General features: G+C 63.7%; 15 protein-coding genes. 10 read left to right on the top strand and 5 right to left on the bottom strand.

All coding sequences use genetic code 11. The features are described 5' to 3' along the window. Position 1 precedes the first annotated feature (1 nt). On the top strand, positions 2-1,834 hold the full coding sequence (gene iolD, locus HNQ60_RS12260) for a 3D-(3,5/4)-trihydroxycyclohexane-1,2-dione acylhydrolase (decyclizing) (protein ID WP_184332161.1): 1,833 nt from the start codon (positions 2-4) through the stop codon (positions 1,832-1,834). Next, the gene (iolE, locus tag HNQ60_RS12265; RefSeq protein WP_184332163.1) at positions 1,831-2,718 is read left to right on the top strand and encodes a myo-inosose-2 dehydratase; all 888 of its coding nucleotides are present in this window, start codon (positions 1,831-1,833) and stop codon (positions 2,716-2,718) included. The genes iolD and iolE overlap by 4 nt, the downstream gene beginning before the upstream one ends. 40 nt (positions 2,719-2,758) lie before the next feature. Here iolE and HNQ60_RS12270 read toward each other — a convergent pair whose 3' ends face one another. Further along, positions 2,759-4,804: a phytase gene (locus HNQ60_RS12270; protein WP_184332165.1), complete on the bottom strand. Its 2,046-nt coding sequence runs from the start codon at positions 4,802-4,804 to the stop codon at positions 2,759-2,761. A gap of 146 nt (positions 4,805-4,950) precedes the next feature. Here HNQ60_RS12270 and HNQ60_RS12275 point away from each other — a divergent pair, with 146 nt between their 5' ends. The 5 genes from HNQ60_RS12275 to HNQ60_RS12295 all read left to right on the top strand — a co-directional run bounded on the left by HNQ60_RS12275 (position 4,951) and on the right by HNQ60_RS12295 (position 11,906). Further along, on the top strand, positions 4,951-6,288 hold the full coding sequence (locus tag HNQ60_RS12275) for an MFS transporter (protein WP_221304166.1): 1,338 nt from the start codon (positions 4,951-4,953) through the stop codon (positions 6,286-6,288). Between the two features lie 12 nt (positions 6,289-6,300). Then, complete coding sequence (locus tag HNQ60_RS12280) at positions 6,301-7,194, top strand: PfkB family carbohydrate kinase (RefSeq protein ID WP_184332167.1); 894 nt, start codon at positions 6,301-6,303, stop codon at positions 7,192-7,194. A 12-nt stretch (positions 7,195-7,206) separates the two neighbouring features. Next, a complete protein-coding gene (locus tag HNQ60_RS12285; protein ID WP_184332169.1) occupies positions 7,207-8,481 on the top strand; it encodes a metallophosphoesterase in 1,275 nt (424 codons plus the stop codon). A gap of 43 nt (positions 8,482-8,524) precedes the next feature. After that, entirely contained in the window at positions 8,525-10,018 is a 1,494-nt protein-coding gene (locus tag HNQ60_RS12290; protein ID WP_184333719.1) for a CoA-acylating methylmalonate-semialdehyde dehydrogenase, read from the top strand. 82 nt (positions 10,019-10,100) lie between these two features. Further along, positions 10,101-11,906: a serine/threonine-protein kinase gene (locus HNQ60_RS12295; RefSeq protein ID WP_184332171.1), complete on the top strand. Its 1,806-nt coding sequence runs from the start codon at positions 10,101-10,103 to the stop codon at positions 11,904-11,906. 105 nt (positions 11,907-12,011) lie between these two features. On the opposite strand, the gene HNQ60_RS12300 is transcribed toward HNQ60_RS12295, so the two are convergent. The 4 genes from HNQ60_RS12300 to HNQ60_RS12310 all read right to left on the bottom strand — a co-directional run bounded on the left by HNQ60_RS12300 (position 12,012) and on the right by HNQ60_RS12310 (position 14,442). Next, on the bottom strand, positions 12,012-12,734 hold the full coding sequence (locus tag HNQ60_RS12300) for a YebC/PmpR family DNA-binding transcriptional regulator (RefSeq protein WP_184332172.1): 723 nt from the start codon (positions 12,732-12,734) through the stop codon (positions 12,012-12,014). 56 nt (positions 12,735-12,790) lie between these two features. Then, positions 12,791-13,129, bottom strand: coding sequence for a DUF1840 domain-containing protein (locus tag HNQ60_RS12305; protein WP_184332174.1), 339 nt, complete (start codon positions 13,127-13,129; stop codon positions 12,791-12,793). A 51-nt stretch (positions 13,130-13,180) separates the two neighbouring features. After that, positions 13,181-13,303 carry a hypothetical protein gene (locus HNQ60_RS27880; RefSeq protein WP_281382737.1) on the bottom strand — a complete coding sequence of 41 codons (123 nt, stop codon included), beginning with the start codon at positions 13,301-13,303 and terminating at the stop codon, positions 13,181-13,183. Between the two features lie 68 nt (positions 13,304-13,371). Then, positions 13,372-14,442, bottom strand: a complete 1,071-nt coding sequence (locus HNQ60_RS12310; RefSeq protein ID WP_184332176.1) for an HDOD domain-containing protein — start codon at positions 14,440-14,442, stop codon at positions 13,372-13,374. Between the two features lie 159 nt (positions 14,443-14,601). Here HNQ60_RS12310 and HNQ60_RS12315 point away from each other — a divergent pair, with 159 nt between their 5' ends. The 3 genes from HNQ60_RS12315 to HNQ60_RS12325 are packed head-to-tail and all read left to right on the top strand — an operon-like array spanning position 14,602 to position 21,241. Then, complete coding sequence (locus tag HNQ60_RS12315) at positions 14,602-17,898, top strand: transglutaminase family protein (RefSeq protein WP_184332178.1); 3,297 nt, start codon at positions 14,602-14,604, stop codon at positions 17,896-17,898. A 14-nt stretch (positions 17,899-17,912) separates the two neighbouring features. Then, on the top strand, positions 17,913-20,336 hold the full coding sequence (locus HNQ60_RS12320) for a circularly permuted type 2 ATP-grasp protein (RefSeq protein WP_184332180.1): 2,424 nt from the start codon (positions 17,913-17,915) through the stop codon (positions 20,334-20,336). Then, positions 20,333-21,241 (top strand): transglutaminase family protein, encoded by a 909-nt coding sequence (locus HNQ60_RS12325; RefSeq protein ID WP_184332183.1) that lies wholly within the window; start codon positions 20,333-20,335, stop codon positions 21,239-21,241. The genes HNQ60_RS12320 and HNQ60_RS12325 overlap by 4 nt, the downstream gene beginning before the upstream one ends. Positions 21,242-21,251 lie beyond the last annotated feature (10 nt).

Genomic DNA, 21,251 nt, shown 5'->3' on the forward strand with positions numbered 1-21,251 from the left:
CATGACATCCATCCGTCTCACGATGAGCCAGGCGCTCGTGCGCTATCTCATGGCGCAACAGACCGTCATCGACGGCTCGACCGTTCCGTTGATTCCCGGCGTGTTCGCGATCTTCGGTCACGGCAACGTTGCCGGAATGGGCGAGGCACTCGCGGCCGTACGCGATCAGTGGCCAACCTATCGGGCTCACAACGAACAGGCGATGGCGCACGCGGCCATCGCTTACGCGAAAACGCTGCGTCGTCGCCGGTTCATGGCATGCACGACTTCGATTGGACCGGGCGCGACCAACATGGTGACGGCGGCAGCGCTGGCGCATGTCAATCGACTGCCTCTGCTGCTCCTGCCCGGCGATGTGTTCGCTGGTCGTCGTCCCGATCCGGTACTGCAACAGGTCGAGGACTTCGGGGATCCGACGATCACGGCGAACGATTGCTTTCGTCCGGTCTCGCGTTACTGGGATCGCATTACTCGACCCGAACAGTTGCTGCGCAGCCTGCCGCAAGCGATGGGTGTGCTCACCGATCCCGCGGAGTGCGGTCCTGTCACGCTCGCATTGCCTCAGGATGTGCAGACGCAGGCGTTCGACTATCCCGCATCATTCTTTCAGCCGCAGGTTCACGAGCCATCCCGCCTTGGCGCGGATCCCGCGAAGATGCGGAGAGCCGCGCAACTGCTGGCGAATGCGAAGCGTCCGCTGATTGTCGCCGGTGGTGGCGTTCATTACGCGGACGCATGCGCACAGCTCGCGGACTTCGCTACGCGCCACGGAATCCCGGTGGCGGAGACGCAGGCAGGGAAGGGTGCATTGCCCTGGGGTCACGCCTGGAACGTCGGGTCGATTGGTGTGACAGGCTCGAGTGCCGCCAACGAGCTGGCCGCCGAGGCGGATCTCATCATCGCCATCGGGACTCGCCTGCAGGACTTCACGACGGCGTCAGCGACGCTCTTCCAGGAACGCGAGCGCCGGTTCATCGCGATCAACGTCTGCCGATCCGATGCCGTCAAGTACGACGCACTGCCGTTGCAGGGCGACGCAGCGCGGACGCTGTCGGAGCTGGATGCGTTCGCCTCACGCTCGTCGAACGACGCGTGGGCCGGCCGCGTGCGCGCACTGAAGCAGTCTTGGGATGCCGCTGTGGATGTGGCGACACGAGATGCGGGTGTCGATCATCCGACCGATGCGCAGGTGCTGGGCGCGGTCAATCGCTGGATTGGCGCGCACGGCACCGTCGTGTGTGCGGCCGGCGGACTGCCGGGTGAGCTGCACAAGCTATGGAGAGCCCAGGATGACGACGCGTATCACCTCGAGTACGGCTACTCATGCATGGGCTACGAGATCGCCGGTGGGTTGGGCGTCAAGCTCGCGAGGCCGGATCGCAATGTCGTCGTCATGGTCGGCGATGGCAGCTATCTCATGATGAACTCGGAGATCGCGACCTCGATCGCGATGGGGCTCAAGCTCACGATCGTCGTGCTCGACAACCGCGGCTTCGGCTGCATCAACCGGCTTCAGGGCGCTTGCGGCGGCGAGCCGTTCAACAATCTGCTCGACGAAAGCGCGCCGCGGATCGATTTCGCCGCTCACGCCCGATCACTTGGCGCGCATGCACAGAAAGTGCAGGGCGTTCGCGAGCTCGATGCGGCTCTCGAAGCGTCGCGCAGAGTCGATCGAACCACGGTGATCGTCATCGACACCGATCCGCAACACAGCACTGCGAGCGGTGGCGCGTGGTGGGACGTCGCAGTACCCGAGGTGTCGGGCAGTGCGCGCGTCAACGCTGCCTATGAAAGCTATCGCGCCAAACTCGAGGACACGAAAAAGTCATCATGAGAGTCCGTATCGGTATCAATCCGCTGACCTGGACGAACGACGATCTGCCGTCGCTCGGCGCCGAGACCAGTCTCGAAACCTGCCTCACCGAAGCGCGTGCCGCTGGTTACACCGGTGTGGAACTGGGCAACAAGTTTCCCCGGCAGGCGGATCGTTTGCGTCCGGTTCTGCGAGCGCACGATTTGCAGCTCGTCTCGGGTTGGTACAGCGGTCGTTTGCTGGAGCGCGATGTAGATGCCGAATGGGATGCGATGCGCTCGCATTTCGAACTGCTGCATGCGCTCGACTGCGAAGTCATGGTCTTCGCGGAAGTGAGCCGCTGCACGCACGGCGATCAACTCGCGCCGATGTCGCAGCGCCCGCACCTCCCGGAACGCGAGTGGGCTCCGTTCGGCGAGCGCATGACGAAGCTCGCGGAGCGAATGCAGAAGGAAGGGCTGCGGCTTGCGTACCACCATCACATGGGCACGGTGGTGCAGTCGGCGCAGGACATCGATCGGTTGATGACGAGCACGGGTGATGCGGTCGGGCTGCTGCTCGATACAGGCCACCTGACCTACGCGGGCGGCGATCCCGTAAAGGCGGCGAAGCAGTACGCAAGGCGCATCGTTCACGTGCATTGCAAGGACGTGCGGCGTGCGGTGCTGGAGCACTGCCGCAATCGCGATGCCAGCTTCCTCAACTCAGTCCTCGAAGGTGTGTTCACCGTGCCGGGCGACGGCATGGTGGACTATCGTGCTGTGCTCGAGCCGATTGCGCAGAGCGGCTACGAGGGTTGGCTGGTCGTCGAGGCGGAGCAGGATCCCGCCATAGCGACACCGCATGTGTACGCGAAGATGGGCTGGGACAATCTCTCGACGTTCGCCACTTCACTCTTCCGGTAGGGGACCCCCGCTTTCGCGGGGGTGACGAGATCTCCGCTTCCTACTTCAACGCGTCCATCACATCCTGCCAGGACACGTACTTGAAGTTCTGCCGCTCGGCCGGCATCAGGTTGCGGCCGTCTTGCACGACCAGCAGTCCCGCGGGGAACTCGGCGCCGAGCGGGTAGCTCACAACGTCGAGGCCGTCGGTCTCCGACGATCCATCGATACCGAGCGCTTCGTTCGCGACGACGTGGAACTTGCCCACGAATTCGTTCGCGCCCTCGCGTCGATAGATGGCGTAGTTGTCTTCGCCCTGATTCGACGCGACGATGTAGCCCTTGCCATCCTGCCCGTAGTACACGGAGACGCCTTCGACATCGTCTGTCAGGCGACCTTCGCCGACCTTGTCGATGGCAGTGCGCGTCTCGCCGCCGTCCGGTTCAGCGGAGTATTTCCACAAGCCCACGTCTTCTTCGGCGATGTAGAGCTGGCCCAGCTCATCATCGGCGGCGCAGCCTTCGGCCTGCGTTCCGACAGTGAATTCACGCACGAGCTCGATGGCGGCTTTGCCGTTGCGGTCGACCAGCTTCCACTGGCGGAACTTGCCTTCGGCGCTGTCGTTCGCCAGCACGAAGTAGTCGCCCGACTTCGCGCTGCGATACATGCACAGGCCGTAAGGATCGTCGAAGCCCGAGTCGAGCGTGCCGTCGGCCACTGAGCTCAGTCGCCGCGTCGCGGGATCGAACTGATAGAGACTGATGGATTTCGTCGTGCGATTCGTTGCCGCGACGATCGTGATGGGCTTGCCCGCGAGCACGAAGCCTTCGCGCAGGTCGACATTGTTCATGCGGCCATCGGGAACGACCTGCAGGCGCTTGCCCTTGAGATCGTAGACGTTCAATCCGAGCTTCTTGTCGGTGCCGATGACGACGCTGCGCGAAGGATCGCGCTTGTCGACCCAGATCGCAGGGTCGTCCGCCGCATCGCCGTAGCTGTCGGCGGGCGCTGTCTCTACGCGAGGCTTTACTACACGGACAGCGCTCGCAGCTTTCTCCGCGACCGGCGTGGGCACAGCGAGCTTGAGCGTCTGGGCGATGTCATTCCACGCTACGAGCTTGTAATCGCCCGAGTTCTCGTCCGCGACGACCAGTGCGCCTTGTGGGAAGGCGTCGCCGAGCGACGCGGAGACGATCGTCAGTCCCTCCGCGTCGCCGACATCCAGCGAGTTGCCGCTGATCTTGAACGCTCCGGCGGGTTCACCCGCGGGCGAGTAGACGTTGAATGTGCCCGAACCGGCATCGGAGGCGACAAGGAACGCGGCCGAGTTGCCTGTCCGATAGAGCGCGAGGCCCTTCACTTCTTCATGCAGCGTGCCGCGCGGTTCGACGAGATCGATCGCGGTGCGTGCCGCATCGGATTCGGGTTCCGCTGCCACCTGCCAGATCCCTGTGCTTTCTTCACTGAAATACAGCGCACCGCTGGCATCGTCGACGGTGCAGTGGCTCGCACCCTTGCCGGCGGGAATGCGACGGATGAACTGGCCACCCGCCTTGCCGTCGCGCACGAATATTTCCCATTGCTCGAGCTGGCCCTGATCCGTCGCTGCGAACGCGTAGAGCTTGCCGGTGAGGCCGCTTCGATAAGTGCAGAGGCCGGTGATCGCATCATTGATCGCGATGGGCGCGGTCGTGATCTCCTGCAGCTGGCGAGCCGCGGCATCGAGCTTGAAAACCCGTAACGCGCCGGCGCGCTGATCGCTGACGATCGCGAGATCGAACGATCCGCCATCGGCAGGGAATCCCTGACGCACCTGGATGAAGCCCGCTTCGAGCGCCTCGAAGCGCGCCACGCGTGCGCCGGTGAGATCGTTCATTTCCAGTCCGCCCTCGCCACCAGCGACGAGCAGAATGCTCCTGGCTGGATCAGCGGGGTCGACCCAGACAGCGGCGTCGCTGGCTGCGTGCCTGAACGTGGCGACCGTTGCGAGTCGAGCGGATATCGCAGGGGACTCTGCCGGCTTGGCGGCGCTCGGGGCAGGCGGAGCGCTGTGGCTGCAGGCGGAGAGCGCCAGCGCAATGGCGGTGACGAGGATCGTGTTTCTCATATTGTTTCGGGAAAATGGCAGTGGAAAAAATATTCCATTGTTGTATTATATTGGAAACTACATTTCAACGGTCTTCGCGACGAACAAAAGTGCGCATCAATGCACGCGGAACATGACATCTCGAAGACATTCGTGGGGGCGTTCTGATGTCCGTATTGCGATTCTTCGCCACGGGACCTGACGCCCCGCTGATACAGGACGCGGCGACGATCGATTCGCTCTACCGGCGTCACCGGCTGCGAGTGATGCTGGCCATCACGCTCGGCTACGGATTCATCTACACCTGTCGTCTCGCGCTCGGTGTCGTCAAGAAGCCGCTCATCGACGCAGGCATCTTCGGCCCCGCCGAGCTCGGCCTCATCGGCTCCGCGCTCTTCTATACGTACGCGATCGGCAAGCTCACGAACGGTTTTCTCGCCGATCACGCGAACATGAAGAAGTTTCTGGCGGCGGGATTCCTGCTGAGCGCGATCTGCAACATCGGCATGGGATTCTCCACACTCGTCTGGGTGTCGGTGCTGCTGTGGGGCTTGAACGGCTGGTTCCAGAGTCTCGGCGCGCCTGGCGGTGTCGTCGCGATGACGGCGTGGTTCAGCAATCGCGAACGCGGCAGGTATTACGGCATCTGGAGTACCGCGCACTCGATCGGGGAGGGGCTCACGTTTCTCGTCGTCGGGACGATTGTCGCCGTGCTCGGGTGGCACTGGGGCTTCTGGATTCCAGGCATCGCGGGAATCGCGACGGCAATGATGGCGTATGCGCTGGTGCAGGATCGTCCCCGCACGCTGGGCCTGCCGACCGTCAACGACTGGCGGCAGGATCACTACGTGCAATCGACAGCCCAGGATCGAGGCGTGTTCGCCACGCAGCTGTCGATCCTGAAGATTCCGGCGATCTGGGTACTGGCGCTGTCGAGCGCGATGATCTACATCACGCGCTACGCCATCAATTCCTGGGGCGTGCTGTACCTGCAGGAGGCGCGTGGCTACTCGCTGCCGATGGCGGGCACGCTGCTGATGATCAGCACCGTCGCCGGCATGGTCGGCGCTGTTGCTTATGGATTCATCTCCGACAAAGCGTTCAATGCGCGCCGGCCACCGGCGAATCTGCTGTTTGCGGTGTTGGAGATCATCGGTCTGGTGCTGATCTTCTTCGCGCCGCCCGGCACGCCGTTGTTGATTCTGGGCATGGTGCTGTTCGGCGTCGGTCTGACAGGTCTGGTGACGGCGCTCGGCGGATTGTTCGCAGTGGACATCTGTCCGAAGCGCGTTGCCGGCGCGGCGATGGGATTGATCGGCATCTTCAGCTACATCGGCGCGGCGGTTCAGGAGAACGTGAGCGGCCACCTGATCGAGCGGGGCATGACCGTCGTCGACGGCGTGCGCACCTATGATTTCAGTGTCGTGATCTGGTTCTGGCTCGGCGCTTCGTTCGTTTCCATGCTGCTTGCCGCGAGCCTGTGGCGCGTCAGGCTGCGCGATTAAGAGGAGAGTGTCTTGGCTTCGGTTCAAAAGCATTTCGATTTCGTCTCGATCGGTGCCTACACGAAGGACACCATCGTCACTCGCAGCGGCACGCGTTACGTCGATGGCGGCGGCTACAGCTACTCAGCGCACGCGGCTCGTCTGGCGGATGTCAGCGTTGGCGCAGTGACGCGGCTCGCGGCGGAAGATCGCAAGTCGACCGACCTGCTGCGCAGCGTCGGCGTCGACGTCATCATTCACGAGTCGCCGCAGTCGACGCTCATGCGCCTGGAGTATCCGACCGACAACGTCGACGAGCGGATTCTCACGGTAGCGTCGGTCGCGGACCCCTTCGCGCCGGAGCACGTTGCAGCAGTGCGTTGTGAGGCCGCGCTCATCAGTCCGTCGATCCGCGGTGAAGTGCCGCTGGAAGTCGTGGAGGCGTTGCGAAAGAACGCGCGGCTCATCGGTCTCGACGTGCAGGGATTCGTGCGCATCCGCACAGAGCAGGGACGGCTCGCCTATGAGCGCTGGCCCGAGATGAAACAGGTCTTGTCGCTCGTCGATGTGCTCAAGTCGGATGCCGTCGAGGGCGAGTTCCTGACCGGCGAGAAGGAGCTGCATGCCATCGCCCGCACGCTCGCGTCATACGGTCCGAAGGAGATCGTACTGACTCACAAGGATGGACTGATGGTGCTCGCGAACGGCAAGACGTACGAGCATCCCTTCCTTCCTGTCGAACTGCGTGGGCGCAGCGGTCGGGGCGATACGTGTGTCGGCTCCTATCTGTCGCGGCGCCTGAACGCCGATCCGGCCGAAGCGACTCGCTGGGCCACGGCATTGACGAGCCTCAAGCTGGAAGCGGAGGGTCCTGTTCGCCGAACGCGCGCCGATGTCGAAGCGCTGATCGCGGCCCGTTATCGCTAGCTGGAGTCGAGCATGTCCAAGCGCTTTCTTTACTGGCCTTCGGTCGCACTGGTCGTCCTCGCAGGTTGCTCGTCGCCACCACCGGCGCAACAGGCGAAGACTGCGTCCACCGGCCCCATCACGTTGCTGGCGTTCGGCGATACGGGCTATCACTACGACTATCTCGAGAAGGAAGACTACGAGACGGTGGTGACCGAAGAGCAGTTCCTCGCGAAGGAGAAGCAGGACTGGATCGACGACAAGCGACCGATCGAAGAGCTTGCGTATCCGCCGATGTACAAGCTGCCCGTCAACGGCAGCATCGTCGCTGCAAGCGGCCAGGAGCCGGTCGCGAAGGCGATGAAGGACTACTGCGCTCAGCATGGCTGCGATTTCGGCACGCTGCTGGGCGACAACATCTACCCGGACGGAGCGACCGCGGGTGCCGACGGCATCGACGATCAGAAGCGCTTCAAGGACCTGTTCACGATCCCGTACGCGGCGCTCGGCGGGGGCAGCAAGGACTTTCGCATCTACACCGTGCTGGGAAACCACGACTGGCACACGTCACGCGAAGGCGCGATGGCGCAGGTTCATTTCATGGAGACCACGCCGCCGTTCTACATGAATGGCCTGTTCTATCGGGTCGTGCCTCCCGCCGGTCGCGGCGAAGTGGAGATCTTCGCTATCGACACCGAGGTGATGCTCGCCGGCACGACGGTGTACGAAGCAGTGCTTGCCGATGACGCCAGCGAAGCACCGTCGACTGAGCTCGAGGAACTCGAGCCGTGGGCTGTGCCGCAGAACGACGCCGAACGCAACATGGCGGCGTGGCTCGAGAGCTCGCTCGCGAACTCGAAGGCCCGCTGGAAAGTCGTGATTGCGCACCATCCGTTGTGGTCGTCGTCCGGCAGCAAGTTCGAGCAGGCGAAGGCGCTGCGCCGGATCATCCTCCCGGCCCTTTGCCGTCATGCGGATATCTATCTCGCGGGCCACGAGCACACGCTCGAAGTCCATACGGACGACTGCTCGACGGCCTCGGTGGGCGAGGTCAAGCCGTTGCCGCAGATCGTTTCCGGCAGTGCCGCAAAGATGCGGCCGATCAACAGCGCCTTCATCCGCAACCAGCTGAAGGCCAATCCGCAGCTGAAGACGCTGTATTCCAGGGGGCTCGCCTGGGGGTTCTCGCATCTGACCTTCGATGGCGATAAGGTGACCGTCAGGATGGTGGAAACACCTCAGACCGGATCTGGGGCCGCCGGGGTAACCTTCGAACAAACGTTTACGCGCCGCTCCGGCGGCCGATGAGATTCCTGTCATGAGCACGATTGCATCCGCGGCGGCCCACGAAGTGCGTGCCGTCGGTCACTTCATCGGCGGCAAGCCCGTCGCCGGCGCTTCCGGTCGTACCGGTCCTGTCTACAACCCGGCGACGGGGCAGGTCGCCAGACAAGTCAGCCTGGCTTCGGCCGAGGAGACGCGTGCGGCGATTCGAGCGGCACGCGCCGCTCTTCCGGGCTGGGCCGCGACAGCGCCTTTGCAGCGCGCCCGCATCCTGTTTCGCTTCAAAGCGCTGCTCGATGCGCACATCGACGAACTGGCACGCATCATCACGAGCGAGCACGGCAAGGTTTTTTCCGACGCGCGCGGTGAAGTGACTCGCGGGCTCGAAGTCGTCGAGTTCGCCTGCGGTATCCCGCATCTGCTGAAGGGCGAGTTCTCCGATACGGTCGGCGGCGGCATCGACAGCTGGTCGCTGCGTCAGCCGGTCGGCGTCTGCGCGGGCATCACGCCATTCAACTTCCCGGCGATGGTGCCGATGTGGATGTTCCCCGTCGCCATCGCATGCGGGAACACATTCATCCTCAAGCCCTCGGAGAAGGATCCGTCGTGCGGATTGCGACTGGCGGAGCTGCTCGCCGAAGCAGGGCTGCCGGCCGGCGTTTTCAACGTCGTGAACGGGGATCGCGAGGCTGTCGAAACGTTGCTGACCGATCCTGACGTAGCTGCCGTGAGCTTCGTCGGGTCGACACCGATCGCGCAGCACATCTACGAAACCGCATCGAAGCACGGCAAGCGTGTCCAAGCGCTCGGCGGTGCGAAGAACCATATGGTCGTGATGCCCGATGCGAATCCGCAGATCGCGGCGCAGGCGCTGATGGGCGCGGCGTATGGCTCGGCAGGCGAGCGATGCATGGCAATCTCCGTCGCAGTCGCGGTCGGCGACGCGGGCGATCGTCTCATCGACACGCTCAAGCCCATGATCGCGGCACTGAAGATCGGATCAGGAATGACCGAAGGCGTGGAGATGGGGCCGCTCGTCACTCGCGAACATCTCGAACGGGTGCGCGGCTACGTCGATCTCGGTGTGAAGGAGGGCGCGAAGCTCGTCGTCGACGGCCGGCACCACACGGTCGCGGGACACGAGAATGGTTTCTACCTGGGCGCGACGCTGTTCGACAACGTGCAGCCGCAGATGCGCGTCTACAAGGAAGAGATCTTTGGTCCCGTGCTCGCGGTCGTACGAGTGCCCGATCTCGATAGTGCGTTGAAGCTGATCAACGAGCATGAGTTCGGCAACGGCACCGCGATCTTCACGAGCGACGGCGATTCGGCGCGCAAGTTCTCTCATTCGGTGCAGGCGGGCATGGTGGGTATCAATGTGCCGATCCCGGTGCCGATGGCATTCCACAGCTTCGGCGGCTGGAAGCGATCCCTGTTCGGCGATCTGCATGTGCACGGCCCGGATGGCGTCCGCTTCTACACGCGGCTCAAGACCGTCACGTCGCGCTGGCCGACGGGCATCCGCGGCGGGTCGGAGTTTGTGATGCCGACGATGAAGTGAGCCGCCGCTGGTCCCAACGGACCGTGCCCTTTACCCGTTCCCGGCAGTATCCTTAGCCTCCCAGGGGTATACCGGAGTTCGGATGGACAAGAGTGCAGCGCTCGCCCGGCTCGGGCTGACCGGCGAAGAAGATGCCGGTGGCGTGACCCGTGCCTACGGTCAGCGACTCGCCACCGTGCAGGAGAGGCTGGTCAGCGCGCAGACCGATGCCGAGCGCGAACAGCATCAGACGGCACTCTCCGGGCTCGTGGAAGCCTACGAATTCCTGACTGCGACCGGCCGCTACACGCGGCCGCGCGTGACCGATTCCAGCGTCACGATGATGCGCGACACGATGGATATGCCGCCGCCCGGAGCGCATGAAACGTACGTGCGAATGGATACCGGCGCCGTGCTTTCGGGTCGCCTCGAGATCGGCGCAATGCTCGGTCAGGGCGGCATGGGGTACGTCTATGCTGCACACGACCGGCTGCGCGGCGAGGACGTCGCGATCAAGGTCCTGCGACAGGACCTGATCTTCAGCACAGCAGCCAAGGAGCGCTTCCTCGCGGAGGCCAAGGTTTCCAGCAATCTCTCGCATCCGAACATCGTCCGCGTCTACGACGTCGGCGAAACGGGTGGTCATTACTACCTGTCGATGGAGCGCTTGCAGGGCCACACGCTGCGTCATCGGATCGAGATCCACAATCGCGAGCACAAACCGTTCACCACCACGGAGGTGGCCGATGTCGCACGCCAGCTCATCGACGCATTGCGCTATGCCCATCGCTACATCGTTCATCGCGACCTGAAGCCCGAGAACATCTGGCTTGCGGAAGACGGCACGGTGAAGCTGATGGATTTCGGTATCGCGCGCGCTTACAGCAATTCGCAGCTCACACAGACCGGCATGACGCTCGGCACCGCGTACTACATGGCGCCGGAACAGCGACTCGATGCGAAGGAAGTCGATTGGCGCGCCGATCAGTACGCTCTTGGCGTCGTCATGTACGAGCTGCTCGCGGGCACGATTCCGATGGGAGCAGTGAAGCCGCTCGACAAGATTCGCCGCGATGTCCCGCTGCGCTACGCAAACGCTGTGATGCGGGCAATGTCGCCGCGACCGGACGATCGCTGGCCTTCACTCAATGCATTCCTCGCCGAGCTCGAAGCGCCGGCGCGCAGCGGCAGCAAGGCTGCGGTCTGGATCGCGCTGGGCATCGGCCTCGTCGCCGTCGCCGGTGCGGCGACTTACTACGTGACGGAAGTTCGTCAGCCCGCTGCAGTGGCTGACGTGACGCCGACGACTACACCGACGGATACGGCGGCTACACCGCCTGCCGCCGACACGGCGAGCCCGCCTCCGCAAGATCCGCCCGTCGAAGCGACCGCTGCGACGCAGGGTCCGCCAGCAGAGGTGCAAGCCGCGACCGCTGCAGTCGTCCAGCAAAGCGAACCCCAGCCTGCGGCGGCGCCACCGCCGGCGGCAGTAGAGAAGAAGCCCGCGGCCCCGCCAGTCCAGGTCGCATCGGTCGACAATTCGAGGCAGGCGCGCCGCCAGGAATGCATCGCGCAATGCGAACGCTCGGATGGCGAATGCCGCAGCATCAACCGTCGCGGCAAACAGGACTGCATGCGGGCAGTCGGCTTCGGCGCCGCCGGCGGATTCACCGCGACCCCAGGCACGAACTCAGCGGCCGCTGATTGCGCGTTCTACGGTCAGGCCCGCTGCGAATTCGCCCGTGACCGCAACGCCTGCCTCGCACGCACCAGCGCGCGCTACAGCGATTGCGTCAATACCTTGAGCGGTTCAGTTGCTTCGCGGCGGCAGGATTGCGACAACCGATCGAGGGAAGGCGAGCAGTTGTGTCTGGATGAGCTGAGGGATTGCAGGAGCTATTGCGAGTAGGAGGCGATGAGCTGTGAGCGATGAGCGGTGAGCCAGAACGGAGGCTTCTCGGTTCTCGGCCTATCTGGCTCGCCGCTCACAGCTCATCGCTCGCAGCCTCTTTGCTCAGACGAGCGTGTGATACACGTTCTGCACATCCTCATCCTGCTCCAGCTTGTCGATCAGCGTCATGACTTCCGTGGCCTGCGCTTCGGGCAGTTCGGTCGGGGTCATGCAGATGTACTCGTGCGATGCCGACAGCGGTGTGATCTTGCGGTCTTCCAGTGCCTTCTGCATCTGGCCGAAGTCCGGGAAGTTGCAGCGGATGACGAGCTGCGGTTCGCCTTTTTCGCCGGTGCTTTCGCCCATCTCTTCGAGGCCGTGATCGATCAGGTCGAGCTCGAGATCGTCCTGCACGATGCCTTCCGGGCTCAGGCGGAACACACCCATCTTCTTGAACTGGAAGCTGACGCTGCCGCTGGCGGCGAGATTGCCGCCGTTGTTGTCGAAGACGTTGCGCACGTTGGCGACGGTGCGCGTCGGATTGTCGGTCGCGGCTTCGACGATGATCGCGACGCCGTGCGGGCCGTAGCCCTCATAGATGATTTCGTTGTAGTTCGCCGCGTCCTTGCCCGAAGCGCGTTTGATCGCCGACATGACATTGTCTTTCGGCATGTTGACCGCGCGGGCGTTCTGCACGGCCCGGCGCAGGGCGGGATTGGAGGTCGGGTCGGGCCCGCCGGACTTGACGGCAATCGCGATTTCCTTGCCTACCCGCGCGAACTGCTTCGCCATGCGGTTCCAGCGCGCAAACATTGCGTGCTTTCGAACTTCGAAAATACGGCCCATGAGATAAGCCTGGTGGCTGTTTGAAGGGCCGCAATTATGCCTCAAGGAGGCAGGGGCTACTTGCCTTCCCAGGTCACTTCGGCCTTGGCGGCGGCGGCACGCTGGAGGAGCTCGATCAACGGTGCGGCGCGGACGGCGAGCTCCAGGGGCGGCTCGTCCTCCTCATCCTCGGCTTCCATGTCTTCGTTCAGGGCAGGAGGGGCAGCGGTGTGGTCGCCCTGCTCCTTGAGCCGCGCGAGGGAGGATTCCAGTTTCTGTAATGCGCTCTGGACATCTTCGCCAGTGAAGGCACCGGGGATACGGCCGGACGCGCCCATCATGTTGAGCAGCTGGGAGGCGACATCGCCGAACATGGTGATCGACGCGGCCGCCTTCGAACGAAACGTTACGAGCATCGCTGCTCCTGTGGTGACAAACCCGACCCGAGGCAAGCAGATACTGCCGTATCAGGTGCAACCGCGCAGCAGGAAAAGTACCAGCAGGACAGGAATCGGAACGCCCAGCAGCCACAGCAGGATCCAGCCCGCTTTGCCTTGCTGATTCGCCATGCATCGTCTGAGATCGCTCATCGTTCATTTCCCGAAGCAGTGTTGCTTCGGTAACGGACGGGTCGAGCGTGGGGTTCCGATCCGACGATTTAACCTTGCTGCACCGACGCCGCCGCCAGCCACATCGCGAGCGCCGTCTCCCGATCGACACCCTGGCCCGCGAGCACGACCTGCGCCTGCTTCTTCGTCTGGTATCCGCGTGCGGTGAGCATGGCTAGCGAGCCGCAAAGATCGCCGAAGTAGATGCTGCGGCCGAGCGAGCTCATCTGGTTCGGCGGCATCTGTTGCTGCTGCTCCGTGAACGCGGAGATCGACAGATCCGAGAGCTGCCATGACTGCGCGATCAGGCTCGCGGTGCACGCGCGCTGCGTCCGGATCGCTTCGATCATCACTTCGGCCCTGGGGGTCAGGTGCGGGAAGTCGCGATACTTGTCGAGCGTGAGTCGGAACAGGACGATGTTCGCGAGCAGGCTCAGCAAACCGAGCAGCTGGGCCACGATCGGCTTGGCATCACCGATGCCGCGTGCGTTTACTTCCGATGCCATCGCGGTCCGCTCCGCCTGCTCCCAGGTGAAGTCCGCGAACTTCTCGAACGAGCCGCGAGGAATGCGAAACACCGGCTGCAGGATTGCCGACGCCATCAGCGATCGCAATCCATTGGTGCCGAGCAGCAATACGGCACGATCGAGGCTTTCGATCGGCTCGGGCGAAACACGGTAGAAGGCGCTGTTCGCCCGCTGCAGCACCGCGCCTGCGAGCGCGGGGTCTTCCAGAAGGACGCGGACCAGTTCTTCGCGAGTGCTCTTGTCGTCGTTGATGGCCTGCAGGAGTTTGGGCAGCAGCATCGGCCGGCGCGGAAAGTAGTCGCGTTCGTAGACCGATTCGTCGAGGGACTTCCCGACCGCGTCCAGGACGCCTGCATGATCCGCCGGAACCCGGGAATCGAGCTTCACCAGGCCGAACGCCAGGCGGTAGCACTCCAGCGTCGCCTGTTCCGTTTCAGCGGTGTGGAACGGAATCGAGTCGTCAGCGGGGAGCGCTTCGATGCCCGCCCCGGCGGCAGCCGCAACCGGGGAGGATGACCGCCTTTCCTGGCTCATGACCTTGAACAGCACGACCCCGAGCACGGCGATCAGCAGGATCAGCACGGCGATCCACATTTCGCTATCGGTCCCCTGTTATTTTCATGGTGCGATCATAGCTGGTTACGCACATTACTGGTGCGCGTTGCCGCAGCAATGGCCCGCGCCGGGCAACGATAAGAGGTGGAGTGAGACTTGCAAAGAGCAGTGAGGCAATGACTGCCTGCGAGGTCCCGCTTGTCCATCCACGTCGCGCTCCGCCACGTCACGCATTACCGATACGACCGGCGGGTGAATCTCGGCCCTCAGGTCATTCGCCTCAGGCCGGCCCCGCATTCGCGGACCCGGGTCCTGTCCTATTCGCTGCGCGTGACGCCCCAGGATCACTTCATCAACTGGCAGCAGGACCCCCAGTCCAACTACCTCGCGCGGCTGGTCTTCCCCGAGAAGACGACGCAGTTCCGGATCGAGGTCGACCTGGTCGCCGAGATGGCCGTCTTCAATCCGTTCGATTTCTTCCTGGAGGAATCGGCTGAGCATTTCCCTTTCAAGTACGACGCACTCGAACAGCGGGAGCTGGCGCCGTACCTGGTGCCGGCGCCGCTCACGCCGCTGCTTGCGGGCTATCTCGAATCCCTGAGCCCGGGAAATTCGAGCCGCGTGCGCACGATCGATTTCCTGGTCGGGCTGAATCAGCGTCTCGCCGGCGACGTGAAATACCTGATCCGTCTCGAGCCGGGCGTGCAGACGCCGGAGGAGACGCTGCGGAACGCTTCGGGATCGTGCCGCGATTCGGCGTGGCTGCTGGCGCAATTGCTGCGGCACATGGGGCTCGCGACGCGATTCGTTTCGGGCTACCTGATCCAGCTCGTCGCCGACGTGAAGTCGCTCGATGGACCGTCGGGCACCGCTGTCGATTTCACCGACCTGCATGCGTGGTGCGAGGTGTATCTGCCGGGCGCCGGATGGATTGGCCTCGATCCAACGTCGGGCCTGCTGGCGGGGGAGGGACACATTCCGCTCGCGTGCACGCCCGAGCCGTCCGCCGCAGCCCCGGTCACTGGTGCCGTCGATGAATCCGAAGTGGAGTTCTCGCATGAGATGAAAGTGACGCGCATCTGGGAAGCGCCGCGTGTCACGAAGCCGTATACGGACGAGCAATGGACGCAAATCCAGAAGCTCGGCGATCGCGTCGATGCGGCGCTGCTCGCGCAGGATGTCCGATTGACGATGGGGGGCGAACCTACGTTCGTCAGCATCGATGATCCGGACGGACCCGAGTGGAACACGGCAGCGCTCGGCCCGACGAAGCGCAACCTGGCCGCGCAGCTCTTTCGCAAACTGAAGGCGAAGTACGCCCCTTCCGGGCTCGCTCATTTCGGTCAAGGCAAGTGGTATCCGGGCGAGCAGCTTCCGCGCTGGTCGTTGAATTGCTTCTGGCGGCGCGACGGCGAGCCGGTCTGGTCCGATCCTGCGCTGTACGCGGATGAGTCCGTCGACTATCGCGCCGACGAAGTCAAAGCGCAGAGATTCCTTTCGGCGCTCGCACAGCGCCTCGGCGTTTCGACACGACATTTGTTCGCCGCTTACGAAGATGTCTTCTACTACCTGTGGCGCGAACGGCAGTTGCCGTCGAACGTGGATCCCTTCGATTCGAGACTGGAGGATCCGCTCGAACGAGCTCGTTTAGCGAAGATCTTCAGTCGCGGTCTCGACAAGGTGATCGGCCACGTCCTGCCGATCGCAAGGAGCTCGCAGGGCTGGCAATCCGGGCCCTGGTTCCTGCGCTCCGAGCGCTGTTATCTCGTGCCGGGGGATTCGCCGCTGGGGTATCGACTGCCGCGCGATTCTCAGCCCTGGGTGACTAGCGGCGAATACCCGTATCTTCATCCGCGCGATCCGAGCGTTCGTCAGCCCTCGCTGAGGAGGCATGCGGAGATTCGCCCGCAATTCGCTGACGTCTCCGACTCAGAACGCGAAGTGCACGAAGCACGCAAGCCGCAGCAAGGCGAATCGGCCTCATGGATCACGCGCACAGCAATGTGCGCGGAGCCGCGCAACGGTGTGCTCTATCTCTTCATGCCGCCACTCGCGCAGGTGGAGCACTACCTTGAACTCGTCAGTGCCATCGAGTCCGTCGCGCAGGCACAGACCATGCCTGTCGTGCTCGAAGGTTATGAGCCGCCGCGCGATCCGCGCCTGAATTACTTCCGCGTGACGCCGGATCCCGGCGTGATCGAGGTCAACATTCATCCGTCTGCGACGTGGAAAGATCTCGTCGATCGCACGACACATCTCTACGAGAGTGCCCGCGACACTCGTCTGAGCACGGAGAAGTTCATGCTCGACGGCCGGCACACCGGGACGGGTGGCGGGAATCACTTCGTGCTCGGCGGCGAGACGATGCGCGATTCGCCGTTTCTGCGGCGCCCGGACCTGCTGCGCAGCCTGATCGCCTACTGGCACAACCACCCCGCGTTGTCGTATCTGTTCTCGGGTCTCTTCATCGGCCCGACGTCGCAGGCGCCGCGCGTCGACGAGGCGCGCAACGATTCGCTGTACGAACTCGAGCTGGCGTTCCGGCAGTTCCCGCAGTTGGGCTCCGACAGCCCGCCGTGGCTCGTCGATCGCCTGCTGCGAAATCTGTTGGTCGACGTCACGGGTAATACGCACCGCGCCGAATTCTGCATCGACAAGCTCTACTCGCCCGACAGTTCGACAGGACGACTCGGCTTGCTTGAAATGCGTGCGTTCGAAATGCCGCCGCACGCGCAGATGAGCCTCGCCCAGCAACTGCTGCTGCGATCGTTGATCGCGAGGTTCTGGCAGACACCTTACGAGCCCTCCCGCCTCGCGCGCTGGGGCACGGAGTTGCACGATCGCTTCATGCTGCCGTACTTCGTGGAGCGCGATCTGCAGGATGTGCTCCAGGATCTCGGGTCTGCCGGCTACGCGTTCGAGCCGGAATGGTTCGCGCCGCATATGGAGTTTCGATTCCCCAAGATCGGCGACTACGCGACAGCAGGGGTTGATCTCGAGCTGCGCCATGCACTGGAGCCGTGGCACGTGATGGGCGAAGAGGGCGGAGCCGGTGGGGCCGTGCGCTATGTCGATTCGTCCGTCGAGCGCTTGCAGGTCAGGATCACCGGCCTCGCGCCCGATCGCTATGCGCTCGCTTGCAACGGCCGTCCCGTGGCCCTGCGGCCCACCGGGAAAGTGGGTGAGTTCGTCGCCGGCGTGCGCTACCGGGCCTGGCAGCCGCCTTCATCATTGCAACCGCTCATTGCTCCGCACGCCCCGCTGACATTCGATCTCATCGACACCTGGATGCAGCGTTCCATCGGCGGTTGTCGCTATCACGTGGCGCATCCTGGCGGACGCAACTATTCGGTGTTCCCGGTGAACGCGTTCGAGGCGGAGAGCCGTCGACTCGCCCGCTTCTTCAGGATGGGTCATACGCAGGGGCAGGTCTCAATGCCGCCGCAGGGTTCAGTAGAGGAACTGTCCTTCACGACGGACCTGAGGCGCGGATAATGTAACCTCCGCCCATGCCGTCCGCCTCCCTCATCGCCCCCTACACCCCGGACGCAACTCGCTATGACGAGTTGCTGAACTCCGACGGGTCGGTGCGAGCTCACTGGCGGCCGCTGATCGAGCGGCTCGACGCCTCCACACCGGATGCGTTGCGACGGGGAGTGGAGCTGGCACGCAGGCTCATCGTCGAGAACGGCGTTACGTACAACGTCTACGCCGATCCGCAGGGACGGGATCGCCCGTGGCAGCTCGATACATTGCCGCTGATCCTGCCGGCCGAGGAATGGCAGGTCATCGCCGCCGGTGTCGCTCAACGTGCCCGGCTGCTTGATTCTTTACTGGCGGACCTCTACGGCCCACAGCGTTTGCTCGCTGAAGGCATCGTGCCGCCGGAGATCGTCTTCGGGCATCCGAATTTTCTCTGGCCGTGCCGCGGGCTGAATCCTGCCGGCGGCCGGTGGTTGCAGGTCTATGCCGCCGACCTTGCGCGTGCACCGAATGGACAGTGGTGGATACTCGGCGATCGCACGCAAACGCCGTCAGGTCCGGGCTATGCGCTCGAGAATCGACGCATCGTCTCGCGCGTCTTTCCCCAACTCATCGACGACCTGCGAGTGCGTTCGGCATCGCCGTTCTTCGCGGCGCTGCGTGAGCAGATGCTCAGCCAGGTCGAGGACGATGAATCGCCGCTCGCAGTCGTGCTGACGCCGGGTCCTTTCAACGAGACGTACTTCGAGCACGCGTATCTGGCGCGTCAACTGGGTTTCGCTCTCGTCGAAGGCGCGGACCTGACAGTTCGTGGCGATACGCTCTATCTCAAGACATTCGCCGGCCTGCGTCGCGTGCATGCCGTGCTGCGTCGACTGGATGACGATTTCTGCGATCCCGCCGAGCTGCGTTCCGACTCGGCGCTCGGCGTGCCGGGCCTGCTGCAAGTCGTGCGCAAGGGGCGAGTCGTACTGGCCAACCCGCTCGGCAGTGGCGTCCTCGAATCGGCGAGCTGGCTGGGATTCCTGCCGCCGATCGCCGACTGGCTCAACAGCGAATCGCTGGCACTGCCGTCCGTCGCGACCTGGTGGTGCGGCGAACGTCCGGCGCTCGAGCACGTCATAACGAATCTCGAGAAGCTCGTGATCAAGCCGGTGTTCCCGAATCAGAAATTCGAACCCGTCTTCGGCAGCTCGCTCGATCGCAAGGCAAAGGCCGCGGTCGTCGAGCGATTGCGGGCACGACCTTATGCCTACGTCGCACAGGAACGCGTGTCGCTGTCGCAGTCACCGGTATGGGGGGCATCTGGGGTCACGGGACGGGCGTTGGCGATCCGCGTCTATGCGGTCGCGACACCGAACGGCTTTCAAGTCATGCCCGGCGGCCTTGCACGCATCGCGGGCGACAGCGCGGCCGATGTTGTTTCGAATCAGCGCGGCGGCGGCAGCAAGGATGTCTGGGTCATCGCGGCGGACGACGCGGCCGAAGAGATCGATACAGTGGCGGGCCGGCGGCGACAGCGCAGCGAAGACCTTCCATCACGACTGGTCGAGAACCTGTTCTGGATGGGCCGCTACGCAATCCGCTGCGACGACAAAGCGCGGTTGGCGCGGGCGACGCTTGCACTCGACACGCGATCCGACGCGTGGAAGCACGCGATGAACAGTTGCGCGCAGTTCGGTGTGCTGGCGGAAAAGCTGGATCTCCCGGCGAGTCTTTTCGACGTCGGCAATGCGAACGGGCTCGCGGCTGACCTTCGTCGTCTCGAATGGTCCGCGACTCAGGCACGCAGTCGCCTGTCCGCCGAGCACTGGCGGGCGATCGGCGTGCTGCAGCGTCAGTATCACGAGTCCGTATCGAGTCGCAGCGATGCCCGTGAAGCGCTCGACCGGCTCGTGCTCTCGCTCTCGGGGCTTGCGGGCTTCGCGCTCGATGACATGACCCAGGATGACGGCTGGCGAATGCTGCTGCTGGGTAGGCGACTCGAACGCGTTCAGTTCCTGGCGACGCTGTTGGGGATGCGCCTTTCGGTGGCCACGGCTCCGTCGCGGAGCGAGCTCGAATGGTGGCTGGACATCGTCGGCAGTACGGTTGCGTATCGCACGCGAAATCTCGATCGGCCTCGCGTTGCACCCGTGCTGCACCTGCTGATCCGGGATGTGCAGAATCCGCGCGGCATCGGTTTCCAGTGCGAGAAGATCCGGTTCATTCTCGAACAGCTTCGCGCCGGTGACGCAACCTTCGATGACTCCTTCGAGCGGGCAGCCGCGGATCTCGATGAGACGGACTTCGGCGTGCTCGAGGGAGTCGGCTACACCGCAGCGGGCGCACGGCAGGCTTTCGCACAGCGACTCATCGCGCTCGCTGACGCGGCAACCCAGTTGTCGGATCGATTGTCGATGCGACATTTCTCGCATACCGAAGGCGACCTGCAGGTCGTGGCCGCATGAGCACGGTCGCCTATCGCGTCACTCATCAGACCGTCTACGCGTACAGCGGCGACGTCGTGCATTCGCATCAGCTGCTGCATCTCGCACCGCGAGAGACTGAGCGCCAGACATGTGTGGCGCACACGATCAGCATCGACCCGCCGCCGACACACTCGGCCGTCGATGTCGATAGTTTCGGCAATCCCATCACGAGGCTCGAGTTCGACCGCCCGCACCAGCGGCTCGATGTGACGACGGAAATGTCGGTGGAAGTGCGCGGCAACGCGGACCGCGTCCTGAAAAGCGAACCGTGGGAGCGGGTACGTACGCAATTGATGTACTCCGGGCGCCCGCCGGGTGCCGAGCGACTGGAAGCCATGCGGTACCGCGCCGAATCCCCGCACGTGCGTATCAAGCAGTTGTTCACCGACTACGCTGCCGGGTGTTTTCCCGCAGGCCGGTCCGTCATCGATTGCGCCGACAGCCTGATGCACAAACTGCACGACGAGATGACTTACGCGCCGGGAGAAACCAGCGTATCGACGTCGTTGCTCGAAGTGCTCGACAAGAAGCGCGGCGTCTGCCAGGACTACGCGCACCTCATGATTGCGTGCTTGCGTTCGAGAGGGCTCGCGGCGCGGTACGTGAGCGGCTATCTGCGGACTGTGCCTCCGGCGGGCCAGAAGGCGCTCGTTGGAGCCGACGCCTCTCATGCCTGGGTTTCAGTCTGGTGCCCGCTCGCGGGCTGGGTCGAGTTCGATCCGACCAACGGTGTGCGCGCCGACAAGGATCACATTACCGTGGCATGGGGTCGTGATTTTTCGGATGTGTCTCCGTTGCGCGGTGTCATCGTCGGCGGTGGCCAGCACCAGCTCTCCGTGCGCGTCACCGTGACCCCACTGGACGGTCCAATGACGGCGGAATAAGAGTGATTCC

It is taken from the genome of Povalibacter uvarum (assembly GCF_014202975.1).
GTDB classification, from domain to species: domain Bacteria; phylum Pseudomonadota; class Gammaproteobacteria; order Steroidobacterales; family Steroidobacteraceae; genus Steroidobacter; species Steroidobacter uvarum.